This window comes from Marinomonas sp. GJ51-14, from assembly GCF_055808695.1.
Genome location: NZ_CM147879.1, coordinates 1423275 through 1441607, shown reverse-complemented (window position 1 = coordinate 1441607; position 18333 = coordinate 1423275). Strand labels below are relative to the sequence as shown.

General features: G+C 41.1%; 20 protein-coding genes and 1 pseudogene. 12 read left to right on the top strand and 9 right to left on the bottom strand.

Annotation, left to right across the window (positions count from 1 at the left end; genetic code table 11):
- Position 1: 1 nt before the first annotated feature.
- Both AC0L3Y_RS07025 and AC0L3Y_RS07020 read right to left on the bottom strand, forming a co-directional pair.
- Complete coding sequence (locus AC0L3Y_RS07025) at positions 2–766, bottom strand: SDR family NAD(P)-dependent oxidoreductase (RefSeq protein ID WP_473470102.1); 765 nt, start codon at positions 764–766, stop codon at positions 2–4.
- Positions 767–781: 15 nt separating this feature from the next.
- The gene (locus tag AC0L3Y_RS07020; protein ID WP_473470101.1) at positions 782–1210 is read right to left on the bottom strand and encodes a nuclear transport factor 2 family protein; all 429 of its coding nucleotides are present in this window, start codon (positions 1208–1210) and stop codon (positions 782–784) included.
- Between the two features lie 300 nt (positions 1211–1510).
- Here AC0L3Y_RS07020 and AC0L3Y_RS07015 point away from each other — a divergent pair, with 300 nt between their 5' ends.
- The 5 genes from AC0L3Y_RS07015 (at position 1511) to olsF (ending at position 5398) form a co-directional block, all read left to right on the top strand.
- The gene (locus AC0L3Y_RS07015) at positions 1511–2086 is read left to right on the top strand and encodes a sigma-70 family RNA polymerase sigma factor (protein ID WP_473470100.1); all 576 of its coding nucleotides are present in this window, start codon (positions 1511–1513) and stop codon (positions 2084–2086) included.
- Positions 2087–2092: 6 nt separating this feature from the next.
- Positions 2093–2788: a ChrR family anti-sigma-E factor gene (locus AC0L3Y_RS07010; RefSeq protein ID WP_473470099.1), complete on the top strand. Its 696-nt coding sequence runs from the start codon at positions 2093–2095 to the stop codon at positions 2786–2788.
- A gap of 140 nt (positions 2789–2928) precedes the next feature.
- Complete coding sequence (locus tag AC0L3Y_RS07005; RefSeq protein ID WP_036163676.1) at positions 2929–3114, top strand: hypothetical protein; 186 nt, start codon at positions 2929–2931, stop codon at positions 3112–3114.
- A gap of 183 nt (positions 3115–3297) precedes the next feature.
- Entirely contained in the window at positions 3298–3498 is a 201-nt protein-coding gene (locus AC0L3Y_RS07000; protein WP_473470098.1) for a hypothetical protein, read from the top strand.
- A 169-nt stretch (positions 3499–3667) separates the two neighbouring features.
- Positions 3668–5398 (top strand): bifunctional ornithine lipid synthase OlsF, encoded by a 1731-nt coding sequence (gene olsF, locus AC0L3Y_RS06995; RefSeq protein ID WP_473470097.1) that lies wholly within the window; start codon positions 3668–3670, stop codon positions 5396–5398.
- A gap of 28 nt (positions 5399–5426) precedes the next feature.
- On the opposite strand, the gene AC0L3Y_RS06990 is transcribed toward olsF, so the two are convergent.
- Positions 5427–5564, bottom strand: coding sequence for a hypothetical protein (locus tag AC0L3Y_RS06990; protein WP_473470095.1), 138 nt, complete (start codon positions 5562–5564; stop codon positions 5427–5429).
- Between the two features lie 298 nt (positions 5565–5862).
- Between AC0L3Y_RS06990 and AC0L3Y_RS06985 the strand changes: the two genes are divergently transcribed.
- The 3 genes from AC0L3Y_RS06985 (at position 5863) to betA (ending at position 9646) form a co-directional block, all read left to right on the top strand.
- Positions 5863–6168, top strand: coding sequence for an isoamylase early set domain-containing protein (locus tag AC0L3Y_RS06985; RefSeq protein ID WP_473470094.1), 306 nt, complete (start codon positions 5863–5865; stop codon positions 6166–6168).
- A gap of 340 nt (positions 6169–6508) precedes the next feature.
- Positions 6509–7966: a betaine-aldehyde dehydrogenase gene (gene betB / locus AC0L3Y_RS06980; protein ID WP_473470093.1), complete on the top strand. Its 1458-nt coding sequence runs from the start codon at positions 6509–6511 to the stop codon at positions 7964–7966.
- A gap of 12 nt (positions 7967–7978) precedes the next feature.
- Entirely contained in the window at positions 7979–9646 is a 1668-nt protein-coding gene (gene betA / locus AC0L3Y_RS06975) for a choline dehydrogenase (RefSeq protein ID WP_473470092.1), read from the top strand.
- A gap of 79 nt (positions 9647–9725) precedes the next feature.
- Here the strand turns inward: betA and AC0L3Y_RS06970 are convergent, their stop codons facing one another.
- The 5 genes from AC0L3Y_RS06970 to AC0L3Y_RS06950 form a co-directional block, all read right to left on the bottom strand.
- The gene (locus AC0L3Y_RS06970) at positions 9726–10118 is read right to left on the bottom strand and encodes a DUF6515 family protein (protein ID WP_473470091.1); all 393 of its coding nucleotides are present in this window, start codon (positions 10116–10118) and stop codon (positions 9726–9728) included.
- Positions 10119–10137: 19 nt separating this feature from the next.
- Entirely contained in the window at positions 10138–10392 is a 255-nt protein-coding gene (locus AC0L3Y_RS06965) for a hypothetical protein (protein WP_473470090.1), read from the bottom strand.
- A 95-nt stretch (positions 10393–10487) separates the two neighbouring features.
- Complete coding sequence (locus AC0L3Y_RS06960) at positions 10488–11165, bottom strand: response regulator (RefSeq protein ID WP_473470089.1); 678 nt, start codon at positions 11163–11165, stop codon at positions 10488–10490.
- Positions 11166–11168: 3 nt separating this feature from the next.
- Positions 11169–12758 carry an ATP-binding protein gene (locus AC0L3Y_RS06955; RefSeq protein WP_473470088.1) on the bottom strand — a complete coding sequence of 530 codons (1590 nt, stop codon included), beginning with the start codon at positions 12756–12758 and terminating at the stop codon, positions 11169–11171.
- Between the two features lie 140 nt (positions 12759–12898).
- A complete protein-coding gene (locus tag AC0L3Y_RS06950) occupies positions 12899–14833 on the bottom strand; it encodes a bifunctional 2',3'-cyclic-nucleotide 2'-phosphodiesterase/3'-nucleotidase (RefSeq protein ID WP_473470087.1) in 1935 nt (644 codons plus the stop codon).
- Positions 14834–15045: 212 nt separating this feature from the next.
- Between AC0L3Y_RS06950 and AC0L3Y_RS06945 the strand changes: the two genes are divergently transcribed.
- Both AC0L3Y_RS06945 and AC0L3Y_RS06940 read left to right on the top strand, forming a co-directional pair.
- Positions 15046–15288 carry a type II toxin-antitoxin system Phd/YefM family antitoxin gene (locus AC0L3Y_RS06945; RefSeq protein ID WP_473470086.1) on the top strand — a complete coding sequence of 81 codons (243 nt, stop codon included), beginning with the start codon at positions 15046–15048 and terminating at the stop codon, positions 15286–15288.
- A pseudogene (locus AC0L3Y_RS06940) lies at positions 15289–15549 on the top strand (Txe/YoeB family addiction module toxin). It abuts the gene before it with no gap.
- Here the strand turns inward: AC0L3Y_RS06940 and AC0L3Y_RS06935 are convergent.
- Positions 15546–16223, bottom strand: coding sequence for a zinc metallopeptidase (locus AC0L3Y_RS06935; RefSeq protein ID WP_473470084.1), 678 nt, complete (start codon positions 16221–16223; stop codon positions 15546–15548). The pseudogene AC0L3Y_RS06940 and the gene AC0L3Y_RS06935 overlap by 4 nt on opposite strands.
- Positions 16224–16330: 107 nt before the next feature.
- Between AC0L3Y_RS06935 and AC0L3Y_RS06930 the strand changes: the two genes are divergently transcribed.
- Both AC0L3Y_RS06930 and mltA read left to right on the top strand, forming a co-directional pair.
- On the top strand, positions 16331–16909 hold the full coding sequence (locus AC0L3Y_RS06930) for a DNA-J related domain-containing protein (protein WP_473470082.1): 579 nt from the start codon (positions 16331–16333) through the stop codon (positions 16907–16909).
- A gap of 165 nt (positions 16910–17074) precedes the next feature.
- On the top strand, positions 17075–18265 hold the full coding sequence (gene mltA, locus AC0L3Y_RS06925) for a murein transglycosylase A (RefSeq protein ID WP_473470081.1): 1191 nt from the start codon (positions 17075–17077) through the stop codon (positions 18263–18265).
- Positions 18266–18333 lie beyond the last annotated feature (68 nt).

Here is an 18333-nt window from a genome sequence, read left to right as displayed (position 1 = left end):
ATTACTTTGTATCTGTACTTTTAGGCGCCAACATAGAAAGCCATAATTTGGGGAAATGACGCCCAATCCAAAGCATCATGGACAACCGTTTCGGAAAAGCGAATTCGTATGGACGTGACTCCAGTGCGGTATGCATGCGTTTTGCGGCTTCATCTGCAGACATTAGAAAAGGCATAGAAAAGGTATTTTTCTGCGTTAGAGGCGTATCGACAAAACCAGGTAATAAGCAAGTAACATCAATATTAAATTGTTTCAGATCCATTCGAAGAGAAGATAAGAAATACCGAGTTGCCGCTTTACTCGCGCCATAAGCTTCTGCTTGTGGAAATGCAGCTTGCACCGCTTGAGAACTGACACCAACAAGATGTGGTCGTGCCGCTTTTTTCAATAACGGTAGACAAACTTCTACGCTGTTCATCAAGCCAAAGAAGTTAACCGACATGACTCGCCCCATCATTTCCCAATCAGGATTTTCATCTGCCATGTCCAAATATTCACAAGTCCCTGCATTTAAAACCACGCAATCTAGATGTGAAGTCAAAACACCAAGTGTATTTTGCAAAATTCCGACTTGATCAATATCAGATACATCAAAAGGAACAAATGCCAAGTTTTCATAGGCATATAAAAGAGGTGTTAGTTCTCCCTGAGTTCTGGCGCTTGCCAACACCTTCCAACCATCATCTAAATAACGCTTAGTAAGTGAGAGACCAATTCCAGAACTGGCTCCTGTTATCCAAACAACTTGCTGATTTACATCCTTCATCGGGAGCTCCTTTGGCTAAACCGCTAAACGTCTTTTTAGTCCTTTCACAACAGACCCCAATAAAGGCACATGCTCATAAATAAGCTGCCCTAAATCATAAACATCTTCGTGAAAGTAAATACGTCCATTAAACTGCACCTGACTAATGCCACGAACTGTGATGGTTTCTTTACCAAGCTTAGGATGCTTAAAGTGCATATTCCATTTTATATAAGCTGTGTCTTCTGAAACCACTTGGTCCAAATATTCGAAACGGCCACTTTGAACATTGACACTCATCTCAGAGAGATACGCATGCAATGCCTCTGCTCCACGCAATTCGTGAACAGGGTCTTTGAATACAAGATCCTCTGTATAAACTTCATCAATCTTATCCAACTGCGGATGTTTAACATCTTGATAAAATGCTTTGAAACGCTCAATTAACAAATAATTAGAATCCATTTTAGAACCCACCATACGCTCCACTTTTCTTAAAATAGGGAATCAATCCGTTTTCTCTTGTCTCATATAAACGTCGTCATTTCTGTTTCAGATCACATTTTTTATGACACAGTTCAATAAAGAATGAATACCCTAACCTAGGCTTTGCGTATCTATTCATTCACCCCGTTAACTTTTCACTTATTTCTATCTTTTATTTAGGTAAAAAGAAAAAAGTGATCCACACTTATCTTTCTTGCGTACATTTAGATAACGCAAACGAAGCGTGATAACAGCTTTCCTTTCTTTACGGAGTTACAAATGGAACGCGCAACACAATTACAATCAGACGAGCAGCGCATAGATGATATGTTTGCGATTGCTGAACATAGGGATCAAGCCGCTTTAGCTCGCCTGTTTGATCACTATGTTCCAAAGGTAAGAGCCTTTTGTCTTGCCAAGCAACCGGGAGCGAATCTAATGGCCGATGATATTGCTCAGGAAGTCATGATCCGTATTTGGAATAAGGCTCATACATATAAGCAAGAGTCGGCTTCTCTCAATACATGGGTTTTTACTCTGGCAAGAAATGCACGTATTGATTACCTGCGTAAAAACAGCCGTCATCAATCCGATATTGACCCTGAATATCTTTGGCAAAATGTGGTCGATGAAAACGCCGATCCATTTAAAGACGCCCAGCAAAAAAGAGATCAAGAACGCATACAACAAGGTTTAAACAAGTTACCTGCTGACCAAAAACAGGTGTTAGCAAAGGTCTACTTAGAAGGCAAAACTCACAAGGAGGCAGCGGAAGAATTATCTCTTCCCCTAGGCACAATTAAGTCTAGAGTCCGTCTTGCTTTGCACAAACTCACTATTTACGTTAAGAGGTAGTATTCGATGACCAACTACCATCCATCGATTGAAATGTTAACCGATTACGCCGCAGGCTCATTAGCTTTAGCGCATTCTTTATGTGTTTCTACACATCTAGAACATTGCCATGAATGCCAACAACAGGTTAAAAAACTTGAGATGCTAGGCTCACATCTATTTGATCAAACACCGATAGAAGAGCGGCAGTTAAGCAGTTTAAAAGACAGTTTCTTCGATTCTCTTATGAAGCAGCCGAAAGTAGAAATTCGTGCTGATGAACCTCTTCAAGAAAAAAATGCGTCGCAGTGGGATGAATATCGAATTCCTAATAGCTTACGTCAGTTCATTACGAAAAGTTATGATGACCTTACTTGGATGCGCTTATCTCCTTCTTTTAAAATTGCCACTCTTTATAACGAAGAAGGCGGTGCACAGATTGCACTAACTCGAGTAAAAGCAGGCTCGCACATGCCAACTCACACTCATACTGGAGATGAAATAACCTTAGTATTAGAAGGTGCATTTTCTGACGAAAGTGGCGTTTATCGCCAGGGCGACTTTATTAATCGAGATGCTAGCCATAAACATAAACCTATTGTCACCAAAGACGCAGAATGCATTTGCTTAACCGTCTTAGATGCGCCAATTGAGTTTACAGGTTGGTTTGCAAGGTTATTGAACCCTATTATTCGTCGATATCACCCATATTCTCGAGTTTAGAGGAGAGATAAAAAACTGATTAGCCAGTATTAATCATGAGCTAAGATGGACGCACGATTGCAGACGTTAGCCAATAACAAGCAAACTTTGTGAAATTCTGGTATAGTCCTTGTTCAATCAAATAACAAGGACTATTTATCATGGCAACTAAAAAGAAACAGCCGGCTGCTTCGGAAACTTCGGAATCCATAGAAAAGCAGATGCAAGAGTTTCTTGCTCGCGGTGGACAGATAGATAAGATTGATTCAGGGGTTAGTGGACAATCTCAGCTAACAGGATCTCGTCATATTTCGTTAGGTAATAGCAAAACAAAAGCACAAGCTTAAGACCATAAGTCTTAGTGTTATAGGCTTTACAAACTCTGCTATTACTTTTTTGTACGCCAACTCTATGTTTATGTATTTTTTACCAAAACGAAACTAGGTTGGCGCAGCAAACCGACTTGCTCTACAGTGCCTATCTTATACAAAATAGAAGCTAAAAAAGAGAGCTCACCAAACAGGTATATTATGCTTACTGATTCTGATCGCGCATTTTTTCGTCCCAAATGGCGTCGCGTCGTCACTACTTTATTTTGTATGGCTTGGGCTATTCTCGAATGGGTATCTAATGAACCTATTTGGGCCGTTGTTGCAGCAGGTATCACTCTGTACTGCTTATGGCACTTTTTTTATAAATTCGACGAAAATGAAGATACCTCAGCGGATTAAGTGGCCACCTTTATCTTCAAATAAGTAGACCAACAATACCTTCAATACTTATTCATTTCATACACTAGCTGGTAATAGTTTAGCCACACAAGTGTCACGACTTTGTCATATATTCACTCTACTCTCACTAATAAGATAACCAAGAACTTATTAAGAGCGGAGCATCACTGTGATACAAGTCGAGCAAATGATTACTAGTAAATCACCTCAGTTTTTCGACAAGAGTCCACTAATAACACGCCCTACGTTAAGCGTACTAAAACGCTTATTCCACGAAAATGAAGTTAATCAATTCCTGGAAATCAACAACGGCTGTGTCGGCTTCGAATTTATTGACCGAGTTTTAGATCATTTCAACTTTAGCTATCAAGTAAGCCAAGTTGATCGACGTAACATTCCCGCCAGCGGACGCATGATGATCATAGCAAATCACCCCCTCGGCGCTTTAGATGGTTTGGCTTTACTCCGTCTCATTGGTGAAATCCGACCTGATGTGAAAATCGTTGCCAATGATTTATTGATGGGCTTTGACGGTCTCAAGAGCCTAGTTCTTCCGGTTGATAATCTAGGTGGAAAAACGGGTAGACAACAGCTAAAAGCCATCATGAGCTGCTTACATAACGAAGAGGCTGTGATTATTTTCCCTGCGGGAGAAGTGTCTCGGATGTCGCCAAGTGGTGTCAAAGATCAGCAGTGGAATCAAAATTATTTAAAAATAGCACAAAAGACAAATAGCCCATTACTGCCTGTACATATTGGCGGCCGTAATTCCATGCTGTTTTACACCAGTTCTCTTTTATACCGACCTCTTTCAACGATACAACTTGCTAATGAAATGTTCCGCCAGAAAAATCGTAAGATTCCCATGCAGGTAGGACAAGCCATTCCTATTCAAGAATTAGCAAAACTACCATTAAGTGATAAAGAAAAAAACAAACTGGTAAAGCGCCATTTATACCGCATTGCAAAAGGCAAAAAACCTCTATTAAAAACAGAGAAAACGGTTGAACATCCACAAAATAGACAGCTAATCAAAAACGAACTTAAACAAGCCGAGCACCTCGGCAGTACCAAAGACAATAAACAGATCTATTTATTTGATTATGACCCCATGTCAGTCACCATAAAAGAAATTGGCCGTTTGCGTGAAATTGCTTTTCGTAAAGTAGGTGAAGGCACTGGCGAACGTTCTGATTTGGATAAATTTGATCAACATTATCGTCATTTAATCTTATGGGATGAAGATGAGTTAGAGATCGTTGGTGCATACCGCATAGGCGAAGTCGCTCGCTATATGAAGGAAGACAAACCAAACCGTATTTACAGCGCTGACCTTTTTCAGTATTCCTGTGATATGGAACCTTACTTTGAACAGGGTATTGAATTAGGCCGCAGTTTCATTCAACCAAAGTATTGGGGAAAGCGCAGTTTAGATTATTTATGGTATGGAATCGGAGCATATCTAGATAAGCACCCTGATATCCGTTACATGTTCGGGCCAGTGAGCCTAAGTAACAGTTACCCAACAGTCGCAAAAGATTTTATTGTATCTTTCTACAAATTGTATTTTTCAGATAATGAACATCTAGCTCGTTCTTTCACACCCTACCAAATAAACTCAGAACATGCAGAGATCATTTCTAGAATTTTTAGCGGTGATAATTACGACGAAGACTTTAAAATATTAAAAGAACAACTGAGTCACTTTGGTGCTAGCATTCCAACTTTATTTAAACAATACAGTGAGTTATGTGAGCCTGGTGGTGTACGCTTTTTAGACTTCGGAGTTGATGCAGATTTTGGCTATTGCGTAGATGGACTCGTTCTTGTTGATTTAGAAACAATCAAAGAAACGAAGAATAAGCGCTATCGAGGCAACAATGACATTAAGACATTGTAACTAGTTAAGTAAGAGCAAAACGAAACCATCACGATCTGTGATCGTGATGGTGACTTTGTGAATTATGATCGTAATCTTGCTCTGGCCCTTTGAAAACAACCAAGTAAACAATAGCAGTAACAAGCGCCACACTTAACGCAATTAGAATAATCATTTGAATGTCCATAAAACACTCCTTCTCTTTGTGGTATGCATTTATTAATTGTATGGTATTTGTACAGTTTAAAATGTAAGTTTACGTCTCAATTTGTATCTGCATACTAAGCACAATAAAGGTGCATTTTTCGGCATTTCATCCATTCACATCACAAGAAAGAGAGCATAAAGACTGCGATTTGAACAAATTATCTACAAGATTAATTAGTTAAAAAGCATGGCCTGAGCTTTGCTTGTTATTCATCTCATACTTTAGGTTTTTTGCTGTAGCCTCATCTTACGTTCACATCAGAACCATGGAGCAGAAAATGATCACAAAGACATATTTAAAAACCAAACCTGAATGCAAAGTAAAATTCATCTTACCTGCTGAAGTCATTGGTGATGCCCAGGCAGTTTCTGTCGTCGGTGACTTTAATAATTGGGATGCTTCTCTAAACCCTTTACGTAAACAAAAGTCAGGAGAATTTGCTTCCAGCTTAAATCTAGAGGTGTCACACACCTACCAATTTCGCTATCTCATAGATGGCAATTACTGGCTAAATGACGATATGGCGGACGCTTATGTGACAAGTCCAATTAGCCATGATTCAAATGGTGTTCTTAATCTATAACTATTGACCACTTGATCCATAGTAAATTGCCCTTTTCTCTTCTTCTTGCGAAGCTTTATGGTAAAGCTGTGATTGCAAGAAGAAGAGTTTTCATTAAATCCCCCCTCATGATCACAAAGATTCGCTTTGTCAGTCATTTACCTATCAAGTAATAGTTGTCATAAACGACCTATAAGCTTCCTGTCAGCGTCCCACTTTCATGATGACCCTGACATTACTAGTCAGAAATGTGTACAATTGATTCTTTATTAAACGGACGTTTAATAAAAAACAGATAATTGATACATGATGGCGACTCAAAAAAGAGTGCCATATAACAAACGAATTAAAGAGGTTTACCATGGCACATCAGCAGCAATACATTCACGGCCGCTACCATGCATCCACCAGCGGAGAACACTTTGAAACCATTAACCCTGCAACAGGGGAAGTGATTGCAACGGTTGAACACGCAGGCCAAGCTGAACTCGATGCTGCCATTAAATCCGCAAAAAAAGGTCAACAAGTTTGGGCTGCTATGACAGCAGTAGAACGTGGCCGTATTCTTAAGAAAGCGGCAGAATTACTTCGTGAAAATAACGAAGAACTGGCTCGCCTAGAAGTATTAGACACAGGTAAACCTCTACAAGAAGCTATTTGCGTAGACATAGAAACAGGTGCTGACGTCATTGAATATTACGCTGGCCTTACTGATAAGATCCAAGGTGAATACCAAGATCTTGGTAACGGCAACTTCTTCTATACTCGCCGTGAACCATTAGGTATCTGTGCTGGCATTGGCGCATGGAACTACCCAATTCAGATCGCTATGTGGAAATCTGGTCCGGCGCTTGCCGCTGGTAATGCGATGATTTTCAAACCGTCTGAAGAAACACCATTAACCGCTTTGAAGCTTGCTGAAATATACACTCAAGCCGGTTTGCCAGACGGTGTTTTCAATGTCATTCAAGGCGATGGCCGTACTGGTCAAATGATCACAGCACATCCAGAAATAGATAAAGTTTCTTTCACTGGTGAAGTAGGAACAGGCAAAAAAGTCATGGCCGCTTCCGCTCAGTCTTTAAAAGATGTGACTATGGAACTTGGTGGTAAGTCGCCAATGATCATCTTCCCTGACATGCCAGTTGATCAAGCCGTTTCTGCAGCCATGTTGGCTAACTTCTACACTCAAGGAGAGGTTTGTACAAACGGCACCCGTGTATTTGTTCACGCAGACATGATGGACGCTTTCACCAAAGAACTAAAAACACGTACAGAAGCCATGATTATTGGCGACCCAATGGACATGAACACACAAGTTGGTGCCTTGATTTCAAAAAGCCACATGAACAAAGTATTAGGCTACATTGAAGCGGCAAAAGACGCAGGTGCAACCTTGCTTTGTGGTGGTTATCAAGTCACAGAAAATGGTTTAGACAAAGGCGCCTTTGTTGCTCCAACAGTTTTCACAAATTGCACAGATGACATGCCTCAGGTACAAGAAGAAATCTTCGGCCCTGTTATGTCAGTATTAAGTTTTACTGATGAAGACGAAGTCATCAAACGCGCAAACGCGACTAAGTTTGGTCTAGCGGCTGGCGTTTTCACAAAAGACTTTGCTCGTGCACATCGTGTTATTAATCAAATGCAGGCGGGTATTTGCTGGATCAATGCTTGGGGATCTTCTCCTGCAGAAATGCCAGTGGGTGGTTACAAAGAATCCGGTGTTGGTCGTGAGAATGGTATCGACACTTTATATCACTACACACAAACGAAAAGTGTGTTTGTCGATCTTAACGACATCCAAAACCCTTACTAAACGGAAAGCATTATGGCAAACGAAATATACGATTACATCATCGTTGGTGCTGGCTCCGCAGGTTGTGTGTTAGCAGATCGACTGACAGAAAGTGGTGAGTACAAGGTTCTTCTACTTGAAATGGGTGGCTCAGATAAAAGTATTTTTATCCAAATGCCAACGGCCTTATCTTACCCAATGAACACTGAAAAATACGCTTGGCAGTTCCATACTGACAAAGAGCCAGGGTTAGACAATCGCGAAATGCATTGTCCACGCGGTAAAGTGTTAGGCGGTTCGTCTTCTATCAACGGCATGGTGTATGTTCGCGGTCACGCGTGCGACTTTGATCAATGGGAAGAAAGCGGAGCAAAAGGCTGGAATTACCAAACCTGTTTACCTTATTTCAAAAAGGCAGAATCTTGGAAAGGTGGTGCAGACTTGTACCGCGGTGGCGACGGTCCATTGTCGACCAATAACGGTAACGACATGACCTACAACCCACTTTATCAAGCCTTCATTGATGCAGGTAACCAAGCAGGTTACGGCGAAACCGCAGATTACAATGGCCATCGCCAAGAAGGCTTTGGACCAATGCACATGACGGTAAAAAATGGCGTTCGGGCGTCTACGTCTAATGCCTATTTACGTCGTGCGATAAAACGTTCAAACCTAACCTTAAAAACCGGTGTCCTTAGCCACAAAGTCATTTTTGATGGCAAAAAGGCCGTTGGTATTGAGTTCAGTAAAAATGGCCAAAAAAGCCAAGTTAACGTGAGTAAAGAAGTCATTCTTTCAGCGGGTTCTGTTGGTTCACCACAATTGTTACAACTGTCTGGTGTTGGTCCAAAAGACGTGCTAGAAAATGCAGGTGTACCACTGGTTCATGAATTGCCAGGTGTGGGTGAAAACTTACAAGACCACTTGGAAGTGTATTTCCAATACAAGTGTAAAACCCCCGTCACACTAAACGGTAAACTGGATTTGATCAGCAAAGGCCTTATCGGTACTCGTTGGATCTTATTCAAAAGTGGCTTGGGTGCAACCAATCATTTCGAATCTTGCGGTTTCATTCGTTCACGAGCCGGTTTGAAATGGCCAAATATTCAATATCATTTCTTACCTGCGGCCATGCGCTACGATGGTCAAGCAGCCTTTGAAGGCCATGGTTTCCAAGTCCATGTTGGGCCAAACAAACCAGAAAGCCGCGGAAAGCTATGGATTGAATCCGCCGATCCAGCGGCTAAACCTCGTATCTTGTTCAACTACATTTCCACCGAACAAGACAAACAGGACTGGCGCGATACGATTCGCCTAACCCGTGAAGTACTTCAACAGTCAGCATTGGATACATTCCGTGGCGATGAAATTCAGCCTGGTATGAACATTCAAAGTGATGAAGAAATAGATCAATGGGTAAAAGAGAACGTAGAGAGTGCATATCACCCCTCTTGTACCTGTAAGATGGGTGATGATAACGATCCAATGGCCGTCTTAGATGAAGCTTGTCAGGTGCGTGGTATCGAAAACCTTCGCGTGGTGGATTCGTCTATTTTCCCAACCATCACCAACGGAAACTTAAACGCGCCAACCATCATGGTTGCAGAAAAAGCGGCAGACATGATTCTAGGAAAAGACCCGTTACCAAGTCTCAATGCGCCCGTTTGGATTCATCCTGAGTACGAAACTAAACAACGCTAATAGTGTAGGTTTAATAGACTCAATAGAAAAAACCCTAAGACGAATCATCTTAGGGTTTTTTTATACCTATAAATAAGCATTAATCATCATTGTCAAAAGGGTTTTCAACTACCTTATATCGTTTTCGTTTAACATCAAAACGATACCAAATACCTTTACTAGTGAAATAGTCTTTGTCTTTATGTCGAACGACTCTGTGTTCTTCAGGAATATCATCTACCCAAACACCCGGTGTTGGCGTAACAACCAAGTAACCGCGGGGTGTGTCTCGATAAAAAACACCATCTGCATAATAGGTACGATCATCCACTACAACATGACGATGAGGCAAGGTTGTCAAAACAGAACCTATTGCGATGCCTGTTCCTAATGCGAACAATCCAAAAGGCGCACCACCAAACCCTCTCGGACCGCCAGCACAGCCAGATAGAGTCAGGCAACAACACAAAGCAATAATAGAACGAAGCGTCATAACCTTTTCCTCACCTTAATTAATGATTTGGAGGCTCAGGTAATTCGTCTTTCGTAAGTGAGCCACTACCGTCGGCGTCGAAACGATCGAAATCATCGAGCAAAGGTCCTTTAAGCTCATCTTTTGTTAGAACCCCATCACCATTTGAATCCATTTGATCAAATGATGGCGGCTCTTTAGGAGGCTGTCCGTTTGCCAGACTATTTATGGAAAAAAGTGATAGTAAGCTTGCCGTCATAATAGGCAAAAATACAGTAGATAATATTGTCTTCATAATATACTTCCTAGGTGTGCATAAAACACAAAATAGATAATGGAACAAAGAAAGTATATTGCGAAAGTTTGTACTCAATATGGAGAAAATGACTGTTAAACGTCAAACTTATAACCGACTCCATAAACAGATTTAATACAATCTGATGATGGGTCAACTTCAGCTAGCTTACGTCGTAAGTTTTTGATATGACTGTCTATTGCTCGATCAGCGACGACTCTATGATCCGTATAAATATGATCCATAAGCTGATCTCGACTATATATTTTACTATTATTTCTAAATAAAAAAGCTAAAATTCGAAATTCTGCAGGTGTCAGTGACAGTCGCTGCTGATGAAAAGTGACTGTCATTGAAGATTCGTTGATCACCAAATCTTCTTGAGAAGTAAAGGTCGACATTTTATTACGGCGCAAGATATTCTTGGCCCTTACGACTACCTCTCTCGTACTATATGGTTTACAAATATAATCATCAGCACCGAGTTCAAGACCAATTAGTCGGTCAATTTCCTCTACTTTAGCCGTCGCCATAATAATAGGTACTTCGTTAAAAGTACGAATTTCACGATAAATATCCAACCCATTTCGATTTGGTAACATCAAATCCAAAATGATTAAATCAGGTGAATTCTTTCTAACAAAGTCGACAACAGCTGCACCGTCATCAAGACTTTGCGCTCTAAAACCTGCGTGTTCAAAATACTCACAAAGGATAGCCGACAAGGTTGGTTCATCTTCAACCACCAAGATAAACTTTTTTGTATCGTTCATTCTTCACTCTCTTTTAAATCTAATGTCGATGGCCAAACCACCCAATTCGGATTCATTTGCTGAGATTTCACCGCCATGCATAATGACGATGTTACGGCAAATTGACAAGCCTAAGCCTGATCCTCCATGTTGGCGACTGCGGGATTTATCAACCCGATACAAGCGCTTAAATAAATTTGGTAAATGCTCTTTTCCCACACTAGGTGAAGAATCTTCTACACGTATTAAAAGCGTATTAGACTCTTCAATAATAGAAATAAGAATTCGCCCAGGAGCATCCGTATAACGTAAACTATTTTCTAAGAGATTAACGAAAAGTTGCTCTAAAGTTTTTTCATCACCTTTTATGAAAGATAAAGAGTCTGGCTGAATCAACCCTATTTGCAGATTTTTTTCAGAAACTCTTGGCTCAAATTGATTTACAACTCTTTTTATCAATGAAACCACCTCAAGGGTTTGAACTTCCATTTGATAAACACCTGAATCCGTCTTTGACAACACATACAAGTCATCAACGAGACGTCTTAGCCCCATCACTTGATGATGCATTGAGTCTATTCTTTGCGTATCAGGGCGACGAATACCATCTTGTATGGCTTCTAATTCACTACGTAGCACAGCTATGGGTGTACGTAATTCATGAGAGATATCCACTAACCATTGCTCACGACTTTCTTTTTGCTTTTTCAAACTACCAATAAGAGATTGGAAACTATCTGACAGCTCACCAAATTCGTCATTAGTTCGATTACCAAAAGAGAACTCGTAATTCCCCTCCCGTAGCGCATTTGCCCCTTGTTTTAACTTTTTCAAAGGAGCAAGAAAATGACGAACCAAGAGCAAAGCAACCATTAGAGAAGCAAAACCCGCTAAGCCAATAATCCAAAACAAGTTACTTTGTTGTTGCTCATAAAACTGAGTCACAAGCTCACCTGATAACAAGCTTTTCTGCTCTAAAACCAACCAACCAACGGTTTTCGAATTTACGACAACTGGCACATTCAAATGCTCAGTTGAGTCTTCATCTTGCGCCTTTGATGGAACCCCCGTCACCCAGTGACGCTGGACATCTTCCAAGTGAATACGATGACTCAAAGGACTTAAATTTTCGTCCATGCCATTGTCTCTACCAAAAGGTACAAAATGCTCTTCGTCCGGCATTGGCATACCTTCATTAGGAGGCGCAAAGCCATTTGGCGGTTCAAAACCCTCTCTTTCTGGTCTTGGAAAGCCGTTATTTGGCGATGGAAAACCTTCTCTATCCGGCATGCCTCTTTCTTGTCTGGGAGGCAAAGGGCTATTCATATTGACAAAAAGATCCACCCATATTTCAGGTCGCTCTCTGAGTAATTGCCAACCTTGTTCACTAGAATAATATTGAGAGACACCTTCCGCTAACTCAATAACTTGCTTCTCTTCCTGCTTATTGAGATAAGTTTGAAAACCAGATTTGAAACTATAACTCACTAAAAACGCCATCCCCGTAACCAATAAAACACTGGTTACGAACAAGGAAATAAACAACTTGGAGACAATTGGAATACGCACAGAAATGGTTTTCTCTCTTATTTTGGACGATATAAAGTCCATCATACTCTTTAAAATAGAGAGCAAATATGTAGATTCAATAAGAAAAGTAGAAAGGAAAAAGAAAATTGCAGTAAATCAATACAGAACCAAGAAGACACGCCTTGCAGCGGCCTTCTCAATTCTATATCGAACAGGCACTCGCCCTATTTCATCTCAAAAACAGCAAAGCCATTTTCATCTAAAGACTGATACGACATCTTGTCGCTTGCCATATCTCTTGCTTTCGGAGAAGTCACAAACTGTACCTTCGCTTTGCCGAAGTCCGCAAACGACCAGTTGTTATCCGCCGCTGGATTGATGGTTTTCTGGCTTAATAAATAGTTCGCAACAACATCTCGGTTTTTATCTGGTGCATCAATCACAATGGTGTCGCCTGATAAGTTAGGGAAATGGCCACCGCCTGTTGCACGGTAATTATTCGTCGCCACCAAAAAATCGTCTGTCATATTCAAAGCTTTGCCATTGAACATGACACTCTTAATACGATGAGAACTAGGGTTTACCAATTTTCCATCACCGTCATAACGCGCTGGCTGAGTCACATCAATACGATATGAAATGCCATCAATGACATCAAAGTTATAAGTCGGGAAAGCCGCATTCACCAGACTCTGAGGCGCACTTGAAGCAGCATCGATTTGATTAAACTGACCAGCTGCAAGCTCTAACCACTCAACAACCTGTTCACCTGTTAATTTTACGACCTTCAAATCGTTTGGATAAATGTACAAATCGCTCACGTTTTTCAGCGCAATATCACCCTTTGGCACATCGGTATAATAATCTGGGCCGCCTCGACCGCCAGCTTTAAATGGTGCAGCAGCCGATAGAATCGGTAAGCCTTCATAAGATGTACCGCGCACAATGTTCTTCACATACCAAATTTGAGCGTTATTCACGATCTGAATCGATGGATCGTCTTGGACAAGAGCAAAGAAACTATTAATGTCTGCGGTGGACTCACCCACTTTACGACGCATGTACGCCAAAGTACCTTGGTGCTCGGTTTCAACGGCGTCATTAATACTTTCATCGGCTTCTACCAAGGCAATGGTTTTACGCCCTTCTCTGCGTGATATAGCACGCACATCGGCTTTACCATCTGCCACTTTCCAACCGTCACCAGAAGGCTCTAACGTCAGATCAATCACACCAAGGTGAGAACCCCAAAAGCCAGGCATAGTGGCAGGCTTGCCAAACACTGTGCCTTTTTCACCGTCTACACCATCAAATGCATTTAATGCCTTGTCGCCTGGGAAAATACGATGGGAGTGACCGAAAAGAATAGCGTCAATGCCATCTACTTTGGCTAAATGGTAAGACGCATTTTCTTCACCTTTCATATAAGGCGAGTTCATCATGCCACTGTGAGGAATCGCGATAACCACATCCGCGCCTTTAGCTTTCATTTCTGGAACGTATTTATTCGCGGTTTCAATGATGTCTTTCGCGATCACTCGGCTGGTTAAGTTGTCTTTATCCCAGGTCATGATTTGCGGTGGCACAAAACCAATGTAACCAATTTTCACCGTTTGCGTTTTACCATCAGAATCAACGAAGGTTTTATCTTTAATAATGTAAGGCTGAAAGTAGGGTTGGTCATTAGAAGGGTCGTTATCACCATCATCAACATAGACATTGGCGTTCACATAAGGGAAGTTCGCTCCGCTCAAACTCTTCATCAAAAAGTCTAAACCGTAGTTAAATTCATGGTTACCTATATTACCCACATCATAATCAAGTAAGTTCATCGCTTTAAAAGCTGGATGTGTTTCACCAAAGCGCAGCACCCGTCCTTTCGCCACATAATCGCCCAGAGGCGTACCTTGCAATAAATCACCGTTATCAACCAACACAGAGTTTGTCACTTCAGCACGAGCCGCTTTGATCAAAGTCGCCACACGGGACAAACCAACTCCATCACTTTGCTTATCACCGTAGTAATCATAATCCACTAAATTCATATGAATATCAGTGGTCTCCATGACTCGTAAGTCAATAGTGGCTGCTTGGGCAAGCGATGCAAAAAGAAGTGAAGAAGCTAAAACAGACGCCTTCCTAGGAAAAAACAATGTCATGACATTACTCCATAAAACAAAATAGTTTTCGATGATAGATACTAACCAAAAAGTCAGCTTTTATAGTAAGGCGATTTTATGCGAACTTCATGCCTTTTTTGTGACAAGGCGTGGAAAACCATAAAAGGCATTTTTATCTAAAATAAGTTGATTACTATGTACCCAAAAACTAATGTGTACAAAATAACGTACATGAACATTTTGGAGTTTTTATGGATGCAATCAGCTACACAGCTGCTAGAGCAAACTTAGCCAAAACAATGGCAAGTGTTTGTAATGATCACGCACCAGTCATCATCACCCGAAAGAATGAAGAGCCTGTTGTGATGATGTCTTTAGAAGATTATAACGCCATGCAAGAAACGACTTACTTACTAAGGTCTCCAGCAAACGCCAAAAATCTTTTAGAATCGATTGCCGAGCTTGAAGCAGGTAACGGAGCGAGAGCTAATTGAATGAAGCTAACATTTTCGACTAAAGCTGGGGAGGAATATCTTTATTGGCAAACCACAGATAAGAAAGTACTTAAACGTATTAATTTGCTCATTAAAGATATTCAAAGAACACCAAATGAAGGTATTGGAAAACCCGAGCCACTGAAACACGGCTTATCTGGGTAATGGTCTCGCCGTATAAATGATGAACATCGTATTGTGTATAAACATCAAAACGACACTATTCTCATCGCACAACTTCGATATCATTATGGTACTTAACGCTTAAACCAGCGCCAAACGAATAGAACTCTCACCAAAGCAGCAGCGACGTAAGTCATGGCACAGGCCGTTAGGATTTTTTTCACTTTCGGTAAGTCTTCTTGGGGAATGTAATTTCCTTCTGCCAAGATTGGCAAGGCTTTATTAAAACTAGCGTCCCATTCTTCTGGCAAGATTGCCAATTGCACCACTACAGCTAAAAGGCCAGACAAACCAACCACTAAAGCATGCAATGCCACGGCATAAGGTAGATGTAACAACGCAGAAATAAGCGGCCAGCCAATGAGCAAGCCAGCCGTAATGCGTCGAGCAAAATGCGCAAAAGGTAGGTATCTAGAGCTTAAATGCGAGATTTTTTGCTTTTTCTCATGAGCAATGGCGTGACCTATTTCGTGTGTAGCCACAGCGACTGCGGTCAAAGAGCGGCCATTAAGAACGCTTGGACTAAGACGAACAACGTGCTGCCCAAAATCAAAATGATCTCGTCCTTCCTGTGTAGCTTCAATTTTGACGTCATTCAGCTCAAAGCGTTCTACGAAATGCTTCGCAAGTTCACCACCCGTTCCCGGTAAATCGTCACGATCTGCGGCATAACGTTTTAAGGTAAATTTCACCCACGCACTTGGTCCAACCAACAATAAGAGAGCGATTACAATACCAATAATCCACAACATATTTTCTCTTGGCCTTGCCCTTAATTAATAAAAAATCCAGCTCAATTTTGACCCTTTTCGGTTTCATCACATACACTATGACCATCATTACATCATAAGAGTCAGATATGAAGAATCCTTTGGTTGGCCCAATTCTAGCGATTTTAAAAAATCACCCGAATGGCATAAGCGAATTCGACATTTTAAAAGAACTGAGAGATCAGTTACCCGAATTCAAAAAGCTCGCCGAAGACGTCAACTTACTACTGTTTCGTCAACACTTTCTTATCATGAACGCCCTGTATCAATTACAAAGCAGCCTCTGGCAAGAAGACAACCTGTTGCTTAGCATATGCTCTACTCGCATTCATTTACTCAGTAAGACCCAAGTTCAGTTGTCGGATACAACCACATTAAACAACAGCGTCGACGCCAAACTGGCTGCCTACTATTTAGATTGGAGTGAATACGAAAAAACAGATGTCGACGAAGTTTCTCGTTTGCTGAACAGCTTTTATAAAGGCATAAGTTTAAGTGGAGATCGAGATGCAGCATTAAAAACGCTAAAAATAAACGACAGTAACCCAAGTAAAGCCGACATTAAACAACAGTACCGTAAACTCGCTCAACAGCATCACCCGGACAGAGGTGGTGACCAAGATATTTTTATCGATTTACGTCAGGCTTACGAATACCTCATGTTTTAAAATGTAAAACTGCCCTTCAAAATATTGCTTTCACCTTCACAAATAACCAAGATGAACCTCGTGTTTTATTTGTGGTCAAACTTTCCACACGGTTTAACTTTTATATGCTTTTTTTCTGACTTACATCGTCGGTTTATTTTTCACTTTTTATAACAAAGAGCTTTTATGAAAATCATCTCTGTATTGCAGTCTTTTATCCCTACACCAAAAAATAACCAATTCACCTTTCGCCCTCTTTACATTGCGTCTTTGAGTCTACTGACGATCAGCTGTAGTCTCACAGAAATAGACAGTTCTAATGATTTTGAGAATAATGGTCGAGACACGACAGCACTGAAACGTGACACCTTGTATTTAAAAGAAAGTCTACCACCAGGATTACCCTACCCTGACGCCAGTTTTCAAAATGGCTTACAACAACAAATCGCCTATTTAAATCGAATCTCAGATAAACAGTACTTGCTTGAGAACACACAGACAAACACGGAAGACTTAAAAATCGTCGCTAACGAAATTAATAATTGGCTACAAAACCCAGCACAACAACCGCAACTTATCGCCCACCAATTAGCCGGACAAGACAGCAGAGGCAATGTACAAATCACAGGTTACTACGTTCCTATTTTACCTGTACGCCATTTACCAGATGACGTTTATCGCTACCCGCTTTATCGCAAACCAACACAACGTAATGAAGACGGTGGATTCCCTTCTAGAGAAGAAATTGATTTTGAAAGTGCTCTAGCAGGACAAGGTTTAGAAATTGCGTACACCTCAGATTTGGTCGACAATTTTTTCTTACATGTACAAGGCTCTGGTGTTGTTGAATACGAAGATGGTGAACAAAAACTTCTATCTTGGGGCGGAGTAAATGGTCATGCTTATCGCAGTATAGGGAAAGAACTGATTGAGCGAGGAGAGATAGATCGTGCTGATATTTCAGCACAAAGCATTCGCCAATGGTTAGCGGATAACCCAGACCGCATGAGAGAAATCCTTTCAACTAACCCAAGCTACTTATTTTTTAGTGAAGGACTTCGCGACCCTGTTGGTGCTGCAAACGTCCCACTAACACCATTGTATTCTGCGGCCGTTGATCCGAACGTTATTCCCCTAGGCTCCATTTTATTAGCTCAAGTACCTAAACTCGACTCTTATGGAAATCTGGTTGGTCATGAATTTCGTCTTCTGCTTGCTCAAGACAAAGGTGGCGCGATTAAGGGTCCAGGACATATTGATTGGTACCAAGGTATAGGAGAAGAAGCCCATTTCCATGCGGGACAGCTTAAACACTTTGGAAAGGTTTGGTTACTGCTACCTCAGAACCCAAGCCCTAAAAAGCTCATTGCCCATTGAGCAAACTTCACGAATAAGTCTTCATAAAAAAAACACCGCCTCTTATATCCATTTCAAACATAAAAGGC